This is a genomic window from Streptomyces sp. BJ20, from assembly GCF_022869105.1.
Lineage (GTDB): Bacteria > Actinomycetota > Actinomycetes > Streptomycetales > Streptomycetaceae > Streptomyces > Streptomyces griseoincarnatus.
The window spans coordinates 7,057,628-7,073,104 of the sequence record NZ_CP094918.1; the positions used below are offsets into that span (position 1 = coordinate 7,057,628).

14 protein-coding genes are annotated in these 15,477 nt (G+C 70.8%); 4 read left to right on the top strand and 10 right to left on the bottom strand.

Annotated features, from left to right (window positions below):
- Positions 1-11 precede the first annotated feature (11 nt).
- Positions 12-908, top strand: a complete 897-nt coding sequence (locus tag MTR79_RS31770) for an aminoglycoside phosphotransferase family protein (RefSeq protein WP_244792738.1) — start codon at positions 12-14, stop codon at positions 906-908.
- Here the strand turns inward: MTR79_RS31770 and MTR79_RS31775 are convergent.
- Together MTR79_RS31775 and MTR79_RS31780 are read right to left on the bottom strand one after the other, a co-directional pair.
- On the bottom strand, positions 901-1,434 hold the full coding sequence (locus tag MTR79_RS31775; RefSeq protein ID WP_244792740.1) for a hypothetical protein: 534 nt from the start codon (positions 1,432-1,434) through the stop codon (positions 901-903). The two genes, MTR79_RS31770 and MTR79_RS31775, sit on opposite strands and share 8 nt — an antisense overlap.
- Before the next feature lie 53 nt (positions 1,435-1,487).
- On the bottom strand, positions 1,488-2,696 hold the full coding sequence (locus MTR79_RS31780) for a transposase (RefSeq protein ID WP_244792742.1): 1,209 nt from the start codon (positions 2,694-2,696) through the stop codon (positions 1,488-1,490).
- A 25-nt stretch (positions 2,697-2,721) separates the two neighbouring features.
- Here MTR79_RS31780 and tnpA point away from each other — a divergent pair, with 25 nt between their 5' ends.
- Positions 2,722-3,153 (top strand): IS200/IS605 family transposase, encoded by a 432-nt coding sequence (gene tnpA, locus MTR79_RS31785; protein ID WP_244792744.1) that lies wholly within the window; start codon positions 2,722-2,724, stop codon positions 3,151-3,153.
- Positions 3,154-3,362: 209 nt separating this feature from the next.
- Complete coding sequence (locus tag MTR79_RS31790; protein ID WP_244792746.1) at positions 3,363-3,992, top strand: DinB family protein; 630 nt, start codon at positions 3,363-3,365, stop codon at positions 3,990-3,992.
- Here MTR79_RS31790 and MTR79_RS31795 read toward each other — a convergent pair whose 3' ends face one another.
- From MTR79_RS31795 to MTR79_RS31810, 4 genes are all read right to left on the bottom strand, one after another.
- Positions 3,993-4,829 (bottom strand): carbohydrate ABC transporter permease, encoded by an 837-nt coding sequence (locus MTR79_RS31795; protein WP_048458980.1) that lies wholly within the window; start codon positions 4,827-4,829, stop codon positions 3,993-3,995.
- Positions 4,826-5,857, bottom strand: a complete 1,032-nt coding sequence (locus tag MTR79_RS31800; RefSeq protein ID WP_086700846.1) for a sugar ABC transporter permease — start codon at positions 5,855-5,857, stop codon at positions 4,826-4,828. Before MTR79_RS31800 ends, MTR79_RS31795 begins: the two co-directional genes overlap by 4 nt.
- Positions 5,854-7,149: a sugar ABC transporter substrate-binding protein gene (locus tag MTR79_RS31805; RefSeq protein ID WP_244792750.1), complete on the bottom strand. Its 1,296-nt coding sequence runs from the start codon at positions 7,147-7,149 to the stop codon at positions 5,854-5,856. The genes MTR79_RS31800 and MTR79_RS31805 overlap by 4 nt, the downstream gene beginning before the upstream one ends.
- Before the next feature lie 112 nt (positions 7,150-7,261).
- Positions 7,262-8,488, bottom strand: coding sequence for an aminotransferase class V-fold PLP-dependent enzyme (locus MTR79_RS31810; protein WP_244792752.1), 1,227 nt, complete (start codon positions 8,486-8,488; stop codon positions 7,262-7,264).
- Positions 8,489-8,712: 224 nt separating this feature from the next.
- On the opposite strand from MTR79_RS31810, the gene MTR79_RS31815 reads away from it, so the two are divergent.
- A complete protein-coding gene (locus MTR79_RS31815; protein WP_086701755.1) occupies positions 8,713-9,408 on the top strand; it encodes an FCD domain-containing protein in 696 nt (231 codons plus the stop codon).
- Positions 9,409-9,424: 16 nt separating this feature from the next.
- Here the strand turns inward: MTR79_RS31815 and MTR79_RS31820 are convergent, their stop codons facing one another.
- The 4 genes from MTR79_RS31820 to MTR79_RS31835 form a co-directional block, all read right to left on the bottom strand.
- Entirely contained in the window at positions 9,425-11,464 is a 2,040-nt protein-coding gene (locus MTR79_RS31820) for an AAA family ATPase (RefSeq protein WP_244792754.1), read from the bottom strand.
- A 40-nt stretch (positions 11,465-11,504) separates the two neighbouring features.
- A complete protein-coding gene (locus MTR79_RS31825) occupies positions 11,505-12,116 on the bottom strand; it encodes a TetR family transcriptional regulator (protein WP_086701753.1) in 612 nt (203 codons plus the stop codon).
- Positions 12,117-12,154: 38 nt separating this feature from the next.
- Positions 12,155-14,281, bottom strand: a complete 2,127-nt coding sequence (locus tag MTR79_RS31830; protein WP_244792756.1) for an aminoglycoside phosphotransferase family protein — start codon at positions 14,279-14,281, stop codon at positions 12,155-12,157.
- Positions 14,282-14,538: 257 nt separating this feature from the next.
- Positions 14,539-15,417, bottom strand: a complete 879-nt coding sequence (locus MTR79_RS31835; protein ID WP_086701752.1) for a winged helix-turn-helix domain-containing protein — start codon at positions 15,415-15,417, stop codon at positions 14,539-14,541.
- Between the last annotated feature and the right edge of the window lie 60 nt (positions 15,418-15,477).

Sequence of the window (15,477 nt, forward strand, 5' to 3'; positions counted from 1 at the left end):
ACACTTCCCGGGTGACGTCGCTGCACGAGAACGAGATCACCGTCGACGAGGCCCTCGTACGGTCGCTGCTGCGGGCCCAGTGCCCGCAGTGGGCGGAACTGCCGCTGCGGACCGCGGGCGCGGGCACGGACAACACCATGTACCGGCTGGGCGACGACCTGCTGGTCCGCCTGCCCCGCAAGCCGGACGGCGGCCCGTCGCTGCGCAAGGAGCAGCAGTGGCTGCCCCGTCTCGCGCCCCTCCTCCCCCGCCGTGTGCCGGAGCCCGTGCACGCCGGGACGCCCACCGACGCCTACCCGGTCCCCTGGGCCGTCCACCGCTGGATCGAAGGCGAGGACGTGGGCCCGGACACGGTCCGCGACTGGGCCGCCTTCGGCACCGACCTGGCGGAGTTCGTACGGGAGTTGCACCGGGCCGACCTGATGGGAGCCACGCGGGAGGACGGGCTGTCCTGGTACCGCGGAGGCACCCTGGCGGCGTGCGACGAGTGGGTCGGGCCGGGCTTCGACGCGTGCCGGGCCGTCGAAGGGCTGGACCTCGACATCGACACGCTGGAACGGCTGTGGCGGGAGGCGCTCGCGCTGCCCGACCCCGCAGGACCGCATGTCTGGCTGCACGGCGACCTCAGACCGGCCAACCTCCTGGCCCGCGACGGGAGGCTCCACGCCGTGATCGACTTCGGCGCGCTCTCGATCGGCTTCCCCGACGCCGAGCACGCCCCCATCTGGGACCTCCCGCCCGAGGCCCGCCACGCCTACCGGGACGCCCTGTCCCTCGACACCCCGACCTGGCTGCGCGCCCGCGCCTGGGCCATCGCGGTCGCCGTCGCCGGCATCCCGTACTACTGGGACACGTTCCCGGCGTTCGCGGCGGAGTGCCGCGGCCGCCTGGAGGCGATCCTCAGCTGAACGCTCGCACGGACTCCCGCGTCCAGAGGGTGAGGTCGCTGCTGGTGGCGACCGCGAGGGTGCGGCCGGACGGGGAGAAGCCGGCGGTCCGGAACTCCGACCAGGACGCGTGGTGGATGTGCCACCAGCTGCCGCCCGGCTCGCCACGGTGTCCTCCCCCGTCCGCGGAGAGGATCACGCGGTGGTCGGGCCAGTCGGGAGCGACGACGTCCAGAGTCCAGCCGTCGGGTGTGGTGCGGTGCGGACCGCCGCCGAAGAGGCCCGCGATCCGTACCGGCACGCCCTCGACCGGACCGAGCCCGGGGCAGGCGAGGTCGGGCTCCGCATCGGGGGTGCTCGTGTCCGGGTCGGGGTCACGGTCGCGGGCGACGATCTCGCCCGTCACCGCGTCGAAGAGGCCGTGACCCGCCGTCGACACGGTCATCACCAGGTCCTGACCGGTGTCGGGGTGGACGGCGAAGCCGATGCCCAGCAGGCCGCCGACGGGCCGGTCGAGCAGCTTCCGCCACGGCTCGGGTGCCGCCATGACGGGGGCGGAGAGTTGACATCCTCGCCGCCCTGAAGGACGGCGATTCCCGCCTACCGCGCCGTTGAAGGCTGCGGTGTCGGGTGGGTTCCTGCTTCGCTGCGCGGTGCCGGGAGGAGTCCCGGTCTTACCTGCGCTCCACAGGCTGATACCACCAGTCCGGCGGCCTTGGCGACGTTGACCGCCGCGTTGATGTCCCGGTCAAGGACCGCCCCGCACGCCTGACACGTCCACACGCGGACGTTCAGCGGCTTGGGGCCGTCCTTGACGCCGCACTGCGAGCACACCTGACTGGTGGGCTCGAAGCAGCCGATCCGGTGGAATGCGCGCCCGTACCGGGCGGCCTTGTACTCCAGCATGCTCACGAACGCCGACCATCCGGCGTCGTGGACGGACTTGGCCAGGCGCGTGCGGGCGAGTCCCTTCACCGCCAGGTCCTCCACGGCGACCGCTTGGTTCTCGCGGATCAGCTTCGTGGAGAGCTGGTGGTGGAACTCGCGGCGCGCGTCGGTCACCTTCGCGTGTGCGCGGGCGACCTTCAGCCGGGCCTTGTTCCGGTTGCTGGAGCCCTTCTCCTTGCGGGAGAGGGCGCGTTGCGCCTTCTTCAGGCGCTTCTCGGCCCGGCGCAGGAAGCGCGGGCTGTCGACCTTCCGGCCGTCGGAAAGGACGGCGAAGTGCCCGAGGCCAAGATCGATACCGATTTCGGGCGTCGTCTGCGGCAGCGGTTCCCCGGGGCCGGTCTCGACGGCGAAGCTGGCGAAGTACCGGCCCGCCGAGTCCTTGACCACGGTCACCGTGGACGGAACGCAGGGCAGCGCGCGCGACCACTTCACCTTCAGGTCGCCGATCTTCGGCAGGCGCAGCTCCCCGCCGGCCGTGATCGACCAGCGGGCGTTCGCCGTGAACCGGACGGCCTGCCGGGTGTCCTTGCGGGATTTGTACCGGGGCGCGCCCATCCGCGGGCGCTTGCCCTTCAGGCAGTCGAAAAAGTTCCGGTACGCGGTGTCCAGGTCTCGGAGGGACTGCTGGAGCACGACCGCCGACACCTCGCCGAGCCACGCCCGCTCGGGCGTCTGCTTGGCCTCGGTGATCAGCGTCTTGGACAGGTCGCCGGTCTTCGGGAACGGCAGCCCCTCGCTGCGGGCGGTCTCCCGAGCGCGCAGCGCGTCGTTGTAGACCACCCGCGCGCACCCGAACGCCCTCACCAGCGCCGTGCGCTGACCGGCGCTCGGGTACACCCGGAACGAGTACCTGAGCTGCACACGGATCACGGTACACAGTTGGTTTATGGGTATCGATGAGAACATTCGTACTGGTCGCCACTGTGTCTTCCGCATGCACGTCCACTTGGTTTTCGTGACGAAGTACCGGCACAAGGTCTTCGCCGACCGACACCTGACGCGGTGCGAGGAGATCATGCGGGCCGTGTGCGAGGACTTCGAGGCCGAGCTGGTCGAGTTCAACGGCGGGAACAACCACGTCCACCTGCTCGTGAACTTCCCGCCAAAGGTCGCCGTGTCCAAGCTGGTCAACAGCCTCAAGGGCGTCTCTTCCCGGCGGCTGCGCCAGGAGTTCCCCGACCTCGTCCGCCACTACTGGCGGGCACAACGCCTCTGGTCCGGCTCGTACTTCGCCGGGTCCGTCGGCGGCGCACCACTCAGCATCGTGAGCCACTACATCGAGCAGCAGAACCGGCCGCTCCGACCCGGACTGAGGTGAACAGTGCAGATCCGCGCCCACAGCTGAGGTCAGAGCAAACCGCAGATTCGCTTCACCACCAGGCTGAAGCCCGGCGCCCTGCGAGATAGATCCGGTAGCGCTCGCGGATGGTCCGCCGGTGGTCCGTGATCACGCCCCGAGGGTACGCCGCGCCCCGTGGCGAAGACATGAGGCGGACGCAAGCACCCGTCACCGTCACACTGATTCCCATGACGTACTCGGATTCCGCCAAGGCCGACCTGCACCGCTACCTCCAGGAGGCGCGTGACGCGCTGGTCTGGAAGCTCGAAGGACTGTCCGCGTACGACGTCCGCCGGCCGCTGACGCCGACCGGGACCAATCTGCTCGGGCTGGTGAAGCACGCCGCCGGGGTCGAACTCGGCTACCTCGGCGACACGTTCGGGCGTCCGTCCGGCGAGCCGCTGCCGTGGCTCGCGGAGGGCGCCGAGGTCAACGCGGACATGTGGGCCGCGCCCGACGAGACGCGTGACGACATCGTGGCCCTGTACCGGCGGGCCTGGGCCCATGCCGACGCGACGGTCGAGGCGCTGCACCTGGACACGACCGGCACGGTGCCGTGGTGGCCGGCGGACCGCGCCGAGCTGACCCTGCACCATGCCGTGGTCCGGGTCATCGCCGACACCAGCCGGCACGCGGGCCACGCCGACATCCTGCGCGAGCAGCTGGACGGCGCGACGGGTGAGCGGCCTGGCGCGACCAGCCTGCCCTCGGCCGACCCGGCCTGGTGGGCGGCCCACCGCGACCGGCTGGAGCGGGCGGCGCGGGAAGCCGCCGGAAGGGACACCACCGACGGTCCCGGGACCCGCGCCACCTCCTGATCAGCCCTTCACCGCCCCCGCCGTCAGCCCCTGCACGATGTGCCGGCTGGCGAAGGCGAACAGCACCATCGTCGGCAGGATCGTCAGGACCGCCGCCGCGGACATCGAGCCCCAGTCGATGTTGAAGCTGGAGATGAAGCCGTTGAGCGCGGTCGGCACGGTCTTGTTCTCGTCGCTGTTCATCAGCGTCACCGACAGGAACAGCTCGTTCCAGCAGTTGACGAAGTTGAAGATGAACGCGGCGACGATCCCCGGCCGCATCACCGGCAGCAGCACCCGCACCAGCGCCCCGAGCCGGGACAGGCCGTCGATCATCGCGGCCTCCTCCAGCGCGTCCGGGACGTTCTCGAAGAAGCCGCGCAGCATCACCGTGCAGAAGGGGATGCACACGGCGATGTAGACGAGCATCAGCCCGAGCCGGTTGTCGACCAGCCGGAGGTCGGTCATCAGCAGGTACAGCGGGCCCAGCGCGATGAACGACGGGATCATCTGTGTGACGAGGAACGCCATCAGCAGCGCGGACTTGCTGCGGAACTCGAACCGGGCGAGGACGTACGCCGAGAGCGTCGAGATGGCGGTGGCCACCGCGCCCGCGACGGTCGACACGACCAGGCTGTTCACCAGGTACGTGCCGAAGTCCGCCTTGCCGAAGAGGCCTTGGTAGTTCTCCAGGGAGAACCGCTCGGGCCAGTAGGCGATCGGGAAGGAGAAGATGTCACCGGGGTCCTTCAGGGACGTGACGGTGATCCAGTACAGCGGGAAGAGGGAGAAGACGAGCCAGAGCCCCAGGAAGGTGAACTTCGCGGCCCGGCCGGCCGTGGTTTCCTTGCCGATCACGCCCGCACCCCTCGCTTTCCGCCCCTGCCGGCGCCCCCGCGGCTGTTGCCCCGCTCCCGTGTCGCCGTCAGGAAGAACATCGCGAACACCAGCAGCACCGCCACCACCAGCAGGCCGAGCGCGGAGGCCTTGCCGTAGTCGCCCTGCTGCGTGATCTTGATCATCCAGGTGGTCACGATGTGCGTCTCGTCGTTCGGCCCGCCCCCGGTCATGCCGAAGATCAGGTCGGGGAAGTTGAAGATCCAGATGACCCGCAGCAGCACCGTGAGCACCAGCGTCACGCGGATGTACGGGATGGTGATCCGGAACAGCGTCCGCGCCTTGCCCGCCCCGTCCAGCGCCGCAGCCTCGTACAGCTCGTCCGGGATCGACTGGAGCGCGGCCAGGATCATGATCGCGAAGAAGGTGACCCCGTACCAGACGTTGGCGACCAGCACGGCGGTCATCGCGGTGTCGGGGTCGGCGAGCCAGGCGACCGGTTCGTCGATCAGGCCGGCTTTCTGCAGCAGGTCGTTGACGACGCCGAACTCGCTGTTGAACATCCAGCGGAAGAGGATGCCGATGAGGAACCCGGAGATCGCCCACGGGAAGAAGATCAGCGCCTGGTAGAGCCCGCGGAGGCGGAACCTGCGGCGCAGCCACAGCGCCAGCGCGAACCCGATCACCAGCTGCGGCACGATCGAACCGACCACCCACAGTGCGGTGTTGCCCAGCACCGTGCCCCACGCGGGGTCGGTGAAGACCTCCTGGAAGTTCTTGATCCCCACCCACGAGGTGTCCGTGAGGTCGGTCAGGTTCCAGTTCCGGAACGCCATCTGGCTGCCGGCGATCATCGGGTAGTACGTGAAGAGCGCCACGAAGACCGCCGCCGGCGCCATGAACGCGGCGATGACCAGACCGCGCCGGGTGGTGAACTCCCGCCGCCGGCGGCCCCCGGCGCCTCCGCCGCGGGGCGGGGCGCCCTCCTTGCGTACGGAGGGCGCCGCGGTCACGCCGGACGTGGGCGTGGACGTACCGGACATGGTCACTTCTTCCACTTCTCGGTCCAGTAGGCGTCCCAGCCGGCCAGCAGCTCCTTCGGCGTCAGCTTGCCGAGGATCATCTTCTGCACGTCCGTGTCGGCGCGCTGCTGCCACTCCGTCCACCACGCGACCCCGCGCGGCTGGGTGACGACCAGGTACGTGTCCGGGTTCTCCGTCATGGTGACGTAGCTGGCCCACGGGCCGGTGCGGTAGAACTCGTCCTCGGCCGCCGCCTTCAGGATCGGCACCAGGCTGTTCCCCTTGGAGAACCGCGTCGACGCCTCACCCTCGGAGAGGAACTCCACCAGCTTCACGGCCTCGGCCTTGTGCTCGCTGCCCTCCGCGACACCCCATCCGGCGGTCGCCAGCGGCTGCACGGTCTTGCCGCTCGGCCCGGCCACCAGCGGCGCGGTGCTCCACTGGTTCGCGTCGATCGACTTCGACTCGGAGACGGTGGCGATGACCTCGGGGTCCTGGAGCAGGAACGCGGTCGAGCCGTTGGAGAAGCCCTCCACCATCTCCGGGTAGCCCCAGGCCACGGACGACTTCGGCGACGCCTGCTGGAACAGCTTCAGGTAGAGCTCCATCGCGTCCAGCGCCTCGGGCGCCGAGAAGATGGTCTTCCCGTCCTTCAGCAGGTAGCCGTTGGCCGGGTCGATCTTGTCGGCGACGTACGCCTCGATGGCGGCCGTGGCGTTGCTGTGCGCGTTGGCGCCGCCGCGGAAGGCGTAGCCGTACCGGCGCGAGGACGGGTCGTGGATCTTCGACGCCTGCTCCAGCAGCTCCTCCCAGGTGGCCGGGGGCTTGTCGAAGCCGGCCTCCTTGATGAGGTCGGTGCGGTGGAAGAGGCTCAGCCCGTAGAAGCCGTACGGCACGAAGTAGGTGCTGCCCTTGTCGTCCTCGGAGGCGGCGACAGCGTTGTCGGTGAGCGCGTCCCAGCCCTTCCAGCCGGCCAGGTCCTTCTTCATGTCGTACAGCCAGCCGTTGTTCGACCAGGGTCCGACGGTGATGTCGCGGACCTCCAGGACGTCGACGCCGCTGCCCGACTGGAGCATCTGCTGGAGCTTCTGGTCGGCCTGCTCGGTGGGCGGCGAGACCAGCTTGACCTTGATCTTCGGGTTCTGCTTCTCGAAGTCGGCTATCAGTTCCTCGAGCAGGTCGGTGCGGGCGGGGTTGGTCAGGCTCTCCACCATGTTGAGGGTGACCGTTCCGCTCTCACCCGGGCTCATGGTGGAGCAGCCGGTCAGGACCATCGCGGCGGCGGTGCCGAGCGCGAGAGCTGCCGTCCTTCTTCTCATCGTGCTGACCTCTTCCTTGGGTGAACGGGGTGACGGGGCGGGGGGAGGTGCAGAGGATGGGGGGGTGCGGAGGATGGGGATACGGAGGATGGGGGTGCGGAGGACAGGGGGGTCAGGGGCGGGCGGCGCGGGCCCACTCGCCGAGCACGGGCACGCACCGCTCGGCGAAGTACTCGTAGTCCTCAGGGGTGTTGTAGAGATGCGCGGACAGCCGTACGTAACCGATGCCGCCGAAGGCGGTGAACGCGGCCTCGACGCCCAGCTCCGCGGCGGCCCGGTCGCGTAGGGCGTCCGCGGCCTCCCGGCGGTCGGCCAGGCCGTCCGGCAGCCGCACCAGCCGCATGCCGGGCACCGGCATCCCGACGTCCACGCGCGCGTCCTCGCCGGTCAGCGCGGTGACGGCGGCGGCCACGATCCGCTCGCCGTACCCGGCCAGCTCGTCCATGTAGCGGCGGGCCGCGTCCCAGCCCCAGGTGCTGTCGACGAAGTCCAGCGCGGTCTGCGCGGCGAGGTAGTTGGTGGCGTCGAGCGTGCCCTGCTGGTCGAAGCGGTCCGGGTACGGGTCGGGCGCGCCCCAGGAGTCGATCAGGGGGTGGAGGCCGTCGCGGAGCGGGCCCCGGGCGACCAGGGCGGCGGTGCCGCGCGGGGCGCAGGCCCACTTGTGGAGGTTCCCCGCCCAGAAGTCACAGGTCAGGCCTGCGAGAGGGGCGGCGAGCAGGGCGGGCGCGTGGGCGCCGTCGACGAGGAACGGCACACCGCGCCGGGCCGCCTCCGCGCCGATCCGCTCCACGGGGAACCGGCGGGCGGTCGCGGAGGTGATCTGGTCGACGACCAGCAGACCGGTGGCGTCGCCGACCTCCGCCATGACCGCCTCGTACGCCTGCTCCTCGTCCGCGTCCAGCGGCACCCGCGCGGTGCGCACCCGGCCGCCCCAGCGGCGGGCGAGGCGTTCGGCGCCCATGGTGACGGCGCCGTAGCCGTGGTCGGTGACGACGATCTCGCCGCCGGCCCGCTTCTCCAGGTTGGCGTAGACGACGCTGACGCCGGCGCTGGCGTTGGGCACCAGGGCGAGGTCGCCCGCGTCCACGCCGAGGAACGCGGCGAGGCCGGTCCGGGCCTTCGCGATCCGCCCCGGCAGCTCGGGGAACCACACGACCGGCGCCCGCTCCATCTGGGCCCGCAGCGCGTCCTGCCGCTCCTGGGCGACCAGCGGGACGGCGCCGAAGGAGCCGTGGTTGAGGTGACGCAGGGCGGGGTCCAGCGACCACGCGTCCGCCGCGGGCCGTCCGTCGGCCAGCAGCAGGGGGCGGGGCGCGGTGCTGACGTCGGTCTCGCTCACATGACTCCCATCCGCGAGGGACATCGGACCATCGGGAGACCCGAAGGCCAAGACGTATGATGACTCGGGATGTTGGCATGGTGTTTTCCGCCATGACAAGACCTGTGAGCCACCAGAAATCAGATGACTCGGGAATGTTTCGCGCAAGACATCTGATCTCTCGTCCCGCTACGCTTCACTCGGGCGGGGATGCGGCGGACGCGGCCCGTCAGGGGAGGCAACGGATGTCGGCAGTCGACAAGGCGTTCCACGGCCTGCGCCACATGATCGCCACGGGGCGGCTGGGCGCCGGGGAGCGGATTCCGCCCGAGGCGGACCTCTGCGCGGAACTCGGCGTCTCCCGCGGCTCGTTGCGCGAGGCGGTACGGATGCTGGCGGCTCTGGGCGTGATCGAGCCGCGCCACGGCTCGGGCACGTACGTCTCGCAGCTCCGCCCCGAGGACCTGATCGGCAGCCTCTCCCTGACCCTGCAACTCCTGCCCCTGCCGGGTCTGCTGGAGGTCTACGAGATCCGCCGCGTCCTGGAGGCGCACGTGGCGGCGCAGGCGGCGGCCCGTGCGACCCCGGAGACGGTCGGGACGCTGTTCTCCCTCATCGAGGCGATGGAGGCCACGGAGGACCCGACGGAGGCGTCGGACCTGGACCACCGCTTCCACGCGGAGATCGCCCGCGCGGCCGGCAACCCCACCCTGGCGTCCCTCCTCGCGGTCTTCCGCGCCCGCTCCCGCAAGTACCAGGTCTTCACCCTCCCCGAGGGCCCCGACCTCCGCCGCAAGAGCGACGCCGACCACCGCGTCCTCGCGACGGCCATCGCCGCCCACGACCCGGGCGCGGCGGCGGGCGCGGCGGAGGCGCATGTGGCGCAGACGGAGCGGTGGTTGAGGGCGCTGGAACCGCCGGTGGAGGACGAGGGGGCGTGAGCGGCAGCGCCCCGCGTCAGAACGGCAGGAGCCGCGCCCGCACCACCTCCAGGCGCGACACCGCCCGGGTGAGCACCACGTAGAGCCGGTGCAGTCCGCGCTCCTCCGCCTCGGCGATCGCGGCCGGCTCCACCGCCACCACGTGGTCGTACTCCAGGCCCTTGACGAGGCTCGCGGGCACCACGCCGACCCGGCCTTCCAGCGACTCCGGCCCTGCGGCCTCGACTCCGGCCTCCGCCAGCGTGTCCCGAAGCAAGGGGACATCGGCGTCGGCCGCGACGACACCGACGGATCCTTCGAGCTCCAGGGCGTCCCGGACGGCGGCCACGACCGCGCCCGGCACGTCGTCAGGGGCATCGACGACCCGGCTGCGGAGCTCACCGTCCGGGCGCAGGGATCGCGCCTCCGGCACCTCGACGTCCAGCCGTACCAGCAACCGGTTGGTCAGCTCCACCACCGCCTGAGGCACCCGGAAACCGGTGGTCAAGGGCACGACGGTCGCCTCAGGGCGGCCGAGGTGGCGCAGCGTCACGGGCCAGGAGCGGGACGCCCAGGGTGCCGTCCCCTGCGCCAGGTCGCCCAGCACCGTGAGCGACCCGAAGGCGGCCCTGCGGGCGATGGCCCTGCACTCCATCGGGGACAGATCCTGCGCCTCGTCGACGACGACGTGCCCGTAACCCTCGAGGTGCTCGATCAGCCCGGCCACCTCGTCGAGCAACAACAGGTCCCCGGCGGACCAGCGTGCCGACCGCCACGACCGCGGCGGGCGCGCCCACAGCAGGGCGCGCTGCTCCTCCGCATCCAGGATCCCGTCGGCCGCGCGCGCCAGCCGGCCACCGTCGGTCAGCAGTTCCGCCACCACCTGTTCCGGCCGCACGGCCGGCCAGACGGCGTCCACGTACACCGACACCGGCCGTGCCCTCTCGATCCGGCGCACCCAGGCGGCGCCCCGCGGACCGCTGCGCCGCTCGGCCTGGTCCTGGACGGCCCGCACGATCCGGGTTCTCACCCTCTCCCGCCCCACGGCGTACGGCGGTTCCCCGTCCAGCACGTCGGCGACGATCCGCGCCAACGCCTCCCCGTCGACCCGCCACCGGTAGGAACCGTCGGGGACGGCGAGGGAGTCACCGTGATCGGTGCGCACCCGTGCGTACAGCGCCCGGCGCAGTACCTCCGCCGTGCGGGCGTCGTGCTTGAGGAGGGCGGTCGGTTCGTCGTCCTCGCCGGTCACCGGGTACCGGGTGATCTCCTCGGCGAGGGTCGACTGCCGTACGCCGGTCTCACCGAGGGAGGGCAGGACCTCCGCGATGTAGGTGAGGAAGGTCCGGTTCGGCCCGAGGACGAGCAGGCCGCCGCGCCGCATGCGCTGCGGATGGGCGTAGAGCAGATAGGCCGCCCGGTGCAGGCCGACGGCGGTCTTGCCGGTGCCGGGAGCACCCTGCACGCACACGGTGAGGCCCAGGTCGCCGCGGACGAGGTCGTCCTGCTCGGGCTGGATGGTGGCGGCGATGTCCCGCATCGGGCCGATACGGGGCCGCTCGATCTCCTGGGCGACGATCCCGCTGATCCGGTCCTCGCCCCGTGCCAGGTGCTCGTCCTCCAGGCCGGTCAGATCACGGGAGTCGCCCTTGCTGCCGGGCGCCCAGCCGAACCTTCGGCGCACGTTCACGCCTCGCGGGTCACGGGCGGACGCCTGGTAGAAGGTGCGGGAAACGGGCGCCCGCCAGTCGACGACCAGGGGCGGGGCGGCCGTGTGCTCGGTGATCCGAAGGCGCCCGACGTGGTAGCTCTGGCCCGCGTGGTCGGGCTCGTCCTGACCGAAGTCCAGCCGCCCGAAGAACAGCGGACCGGGCGGCAGTTCCCGCAGTTCCTTGGCCCGGCTGCGCAGCCTGTATCCCAGGACCTCGGCGTCGGCGCCGGACGCGGAGACGTCCTCCCCGGTGATCACCTCCTCGTCGGCACCAGCGGTTGTGGCGGCGAGCGCTTCACGGCAGCGGTCGTGGTGGGCGCGTTCCTGGTCGAGGTCGCGCTGGGACACGGGGGCGTCGGACGTCATTCCCCCGAGCGTAGCAAGAAATGAAACTCAGTAATGTTTCTTACTCGGTAACGATCGGTGGCAAGCTCCGTGCCAGCACCCCGAACGCCCTCTCCGCCGCGGCCGCCGCGTCCTCGCCCACGGCGGCGAGGGCCTCCCCTGCCGCGATCCGCCGCCAGTTCTCCTGCGCCAGGATCCGTCGCACGGCGATGATCTGTCCGGCGGCCAGCCGGGCGTCGAGCCCGCCCCCGAGTGCCTCGGCCAGCGCCTCCTCGGTCCGCTCCAGATGGCCGTACAGCCGGGCGACCAGGGAGGGCGTGCCGTAGAGCAGGGTGTGGAAGGCGAGCACGTCGGAATCGTCGTTGAGCCCCGTCACCGGGTCGTGGCGTTCCAGGCCCTCCAGGAAGTGGCGCTTCAGAGCCTCGACGGGGGTCGGCCCCTCCCGCACGACGCGCGCGGGCTCCTCCTCGTGGTCCGCGATCCGGTACAGGACGAGGTCCTCCTTGGCGGGGAAGTACCGGAAGAGCGTCGGCTTGGAGATCTCGGCCGCGGCGGCCACCTCAGCGACGGACACCGCGTCGAACCCACGCTCGAGGAACATCCCGATCGCGATGTCCGACACCGTCCGGTACATCCGCCGCTTCTTGCGCTCCCGCAGCCCGATCTCGCTCATACGGGCGAGCCTACGCACCCGGCCAGGTCGCGCCGGCCTCAGACCAGGGCGCGGGCGAGGTAGGGGTTCGCCGTCGCCCGCACCGGCAGCCCCAGGGCTCCCGTGGCGACCGTCAGGGTCACCGCGTAGGAGGCGACCGCGCGGCGGACGTTGGGGGCGTCGAGGCTCGCTCCGGTGACGATGCGGTCGAGGTCGATGTAGGCGGAGCGGACGACCTCCAGGCGTCGGTACACCTGCCAGTCCTTCCGCCAGCCGCGCGTGTACTCGGGCGGGAGGCTGCGCTCCCAGCGGCGGAACATGCGGTCCCGGATCTCCGGGCGGGTCGGGGTGAGGTGCATGTGCCGGACCAGGTCGTACAGAGGGTCGCCGATGAGGGCCATCTCCCAGTCGATGATGCTCAGCCCGCCGTCCCGGCGCACCAGGTTCCAGGGGTTGAGGTCGCCGTGGAGGAGGGAGTGCTCCCGGTGGCTGACCTCCTGCCGGGACAGGATCTGGTCGAGCCGGCCGGCGTCCGGGAGACCGAGCTGCCGGGCGAGCTGCTGGGTCTTCCTCGGCAGCGCCTGGACGAGGCGGACCAGCTCGTCCTTGAGCCAGTAGTGGAAGCCCGGCTCGTCGGCCACCGGGTCGATCTGCTTGTAGTCCACCTGGGTCAGGGCGCACAGCTGGTCCACCAACGTGTCCGCCTCGTGGGGCAGAAGGCCGTGCACCGGGTGGTTCGGGGGGCGGTCGACGTCCTCCGGACCCATGTAGGTGTGGATCGCGAAGTGATCGTTCGGGTACGTCTCGCCCAGCGCCAGGGCCTTGGGCGCGTTCACGGCGACGCCCGCCTCCTCGATGCCGCGCAGCACGGCGTGCTCGCTGAGGAAGTGCGGCTCGCGCCGGGTGACGTCGGGCAGCCTGCGCCGTACGACGACCGGGTGGCAGACCCCGGGCACCCGGACCACGGTGTTGAGGTGGACCGTGCCCTTGAAGACACGGCTGGCCGGTGCCGCGCCCTCAACCGACAGGGCGTCGCGGACTTCCCTGTCACCGAAGTGGCCGGCCGGTGCGAGGCGCCGGTCCGGCGACCACTCGACGACGTGGGCGCTGCTCACACCGCGGGACAGCAGCCAGCGGAACAGCGCCCGCTCGATCTCCTTCGGCCCGGGCACGCTCCGCAGTCCCAGCGGTCGCGCGGCCGCCCGCAGAGCCCGGTCCACCTCCGCCGTCGCCTCGTCCAGGTTCTTCTGCGAGTACGCCTGCTCGAGGGACTGCGCCGCCCGCATGACGTCCGGGAAAACGGACTGCGCGCGCTCGAATTCGAGGTAATGCTTCAGATCCTTGCCCAGCCCGTTGACGGCCGCCGGACGGACGCGGCGCATGGCGGACTCCCAGGCGCCGATCACCTCGGGCCACTGGTGATCCGGGTACTGCATGCGCACCAGATGGGTCGCCAGGTCGTGGAGGGGGTCTCCGTACGTTGCCAGCTCCCAGTCGACACAGATGAGAGGAAGCGATTCGCCGTAGGAGACGATCACATTGTCACGGTGCAGGTCGGCGTGGAGCAGGCTGTACGGCCGCCGCGCCATGGCGGGGGTGCGCTCGGCCAGCCGGACCAGGGCGTCCTCGGGGATGCCCAGCGCCGCGAACAGCCCACCGAAGGCGGTCCAATTGGCCCGGCGGATCTGCTCGTCCGCGAGGTGGGCGAGGGTGCGCAGGAACGCCTGACTGTCGGTGTCGTTGCTCGGCCAGTGGGGCGGCAGGGGCGGCAGAGAGCTGCGTCTGACCCGGGTCATCTGGGCCAGCAGTCCGGTCAGTGCCCGCACGAGCAGGGTGTCCAAGGGCTTCCCGTTGGCGCAGATGCTCGACAGCGGAACGCCTTCCACATAGCTGTGGACGGCGAAGTCCGGTCCCTTGGCAAGGCACTGCGGCACGTGCGGCAGTACGTCTTTGACCGCCCCGAGGATCTCTTCCTCGTTGTCCCAGGTTCTGATCACCACCGACAGCGCTTCGGCCCGGCGGATGCGCACCGTCACCGATGTCCCCGGCTCACGGCCGAGTAACCGCGCCTCAGGTTCGTTCAGTGCCAGCACGTAGTTCTGGTTGTGGTGACCGCTGGCTGCCGTACCGCACAGGGTGGCGCGTTCCACGAGGTCGCCGAGCCGGTCGTCCGGTGAAGTGGGCACCCCGAGGGCCGGTCGGGGAAGAGGTGGTGCGCCCACTGGCCGCTCCGTGACGTACGAGGGAGACACAAATGACGGTAGGCATGCGACCTCCGTTTCCGCATGCGGAAGTCAACCGCACGGCGTCTGACACCCGGGCAGCAGGGTGTCACCCGAATGCCCGAGTCACGGAAGCCCGTCCCAGTCGCTGATGTGCTCCCTGGTACGAACGGGGGGAGAGCTTTTGCTCAATCGGTGGCCGGAATCGTACAGCACCACGGTCACTGGGCGAGGTGTTTCCACACGGACGTGAACCACTGCTGCATGCTGTCCACGAACACGGTTCCGGGAGCGCCGGCATCGGCCGGATTCTTCACATGGTGGGTGAGGGTCGCACCCAGCCCCAGCACGTCCAGCGCGGTCACCACCTCACCGTCCGCCAGCTCCAGCTGGCGCTCGATGATCTCGTACATCCCGTGCAGCGCCTCGACCTCGTTGAGCAGGTAGAGCTTGAAGGTCGGGGTGAGGGGCGTGTGCTGGACCCGCACGGTGACGGAGGGAACCAGCCCCTCGATCTGCAGGTCCCTCAGCGCGCCGACCAGCGAGGCGGTGTGTGTCTCGGTAATGGCCCGCAGCCGTGCCCGCATCCGAGCGTCGTCCTCATTCGCCTTCACCCGCGGATACGGCAGCGGAAGTGACGGGTCCGGAAGGAGCATACGGAGCGTGATGCGCTGGGGCGAGATGAAGCCACCGCGGATGCGTTCCGACTGGAGCCGGATGTGGGCGTCGAGGGACTCCGACGTCAGCGTGTAGACGTCGAGCGTCACCTCCGGCTGCTCGAAGGCCTCGCTGATGAAGGGCGCCAGCGTCACCTGGCCGCGCACGCGGGTCGCCTTGGCCGTCGAGGACTGTATGCGCTGGACCTTGACCACCCGCGAGCCGCTGCCCCGGCGGGACTCGATCCAGCCCTCGTTCGCCAGCTCACGCAGCGCCCGCTGCAGCGTGTCGCGGGACACTCCCAGTTCCGTGGCAAGGGCGCGCTGCGCGGGCAGGAAGGAGTGCAGGGGATAGAGATGCCCGATCCGCGCGCGCAACTCGTCGGCGACCCGCTGAGCCTCCCGCCCACCGCCGCCGCTTGACTCGTCACCCCTCCCGGCCACGACCGGAACGTACCGCTTTCGGCCCACCGGCAAACCAACCGTCCACAAGTCCCTCAGCGG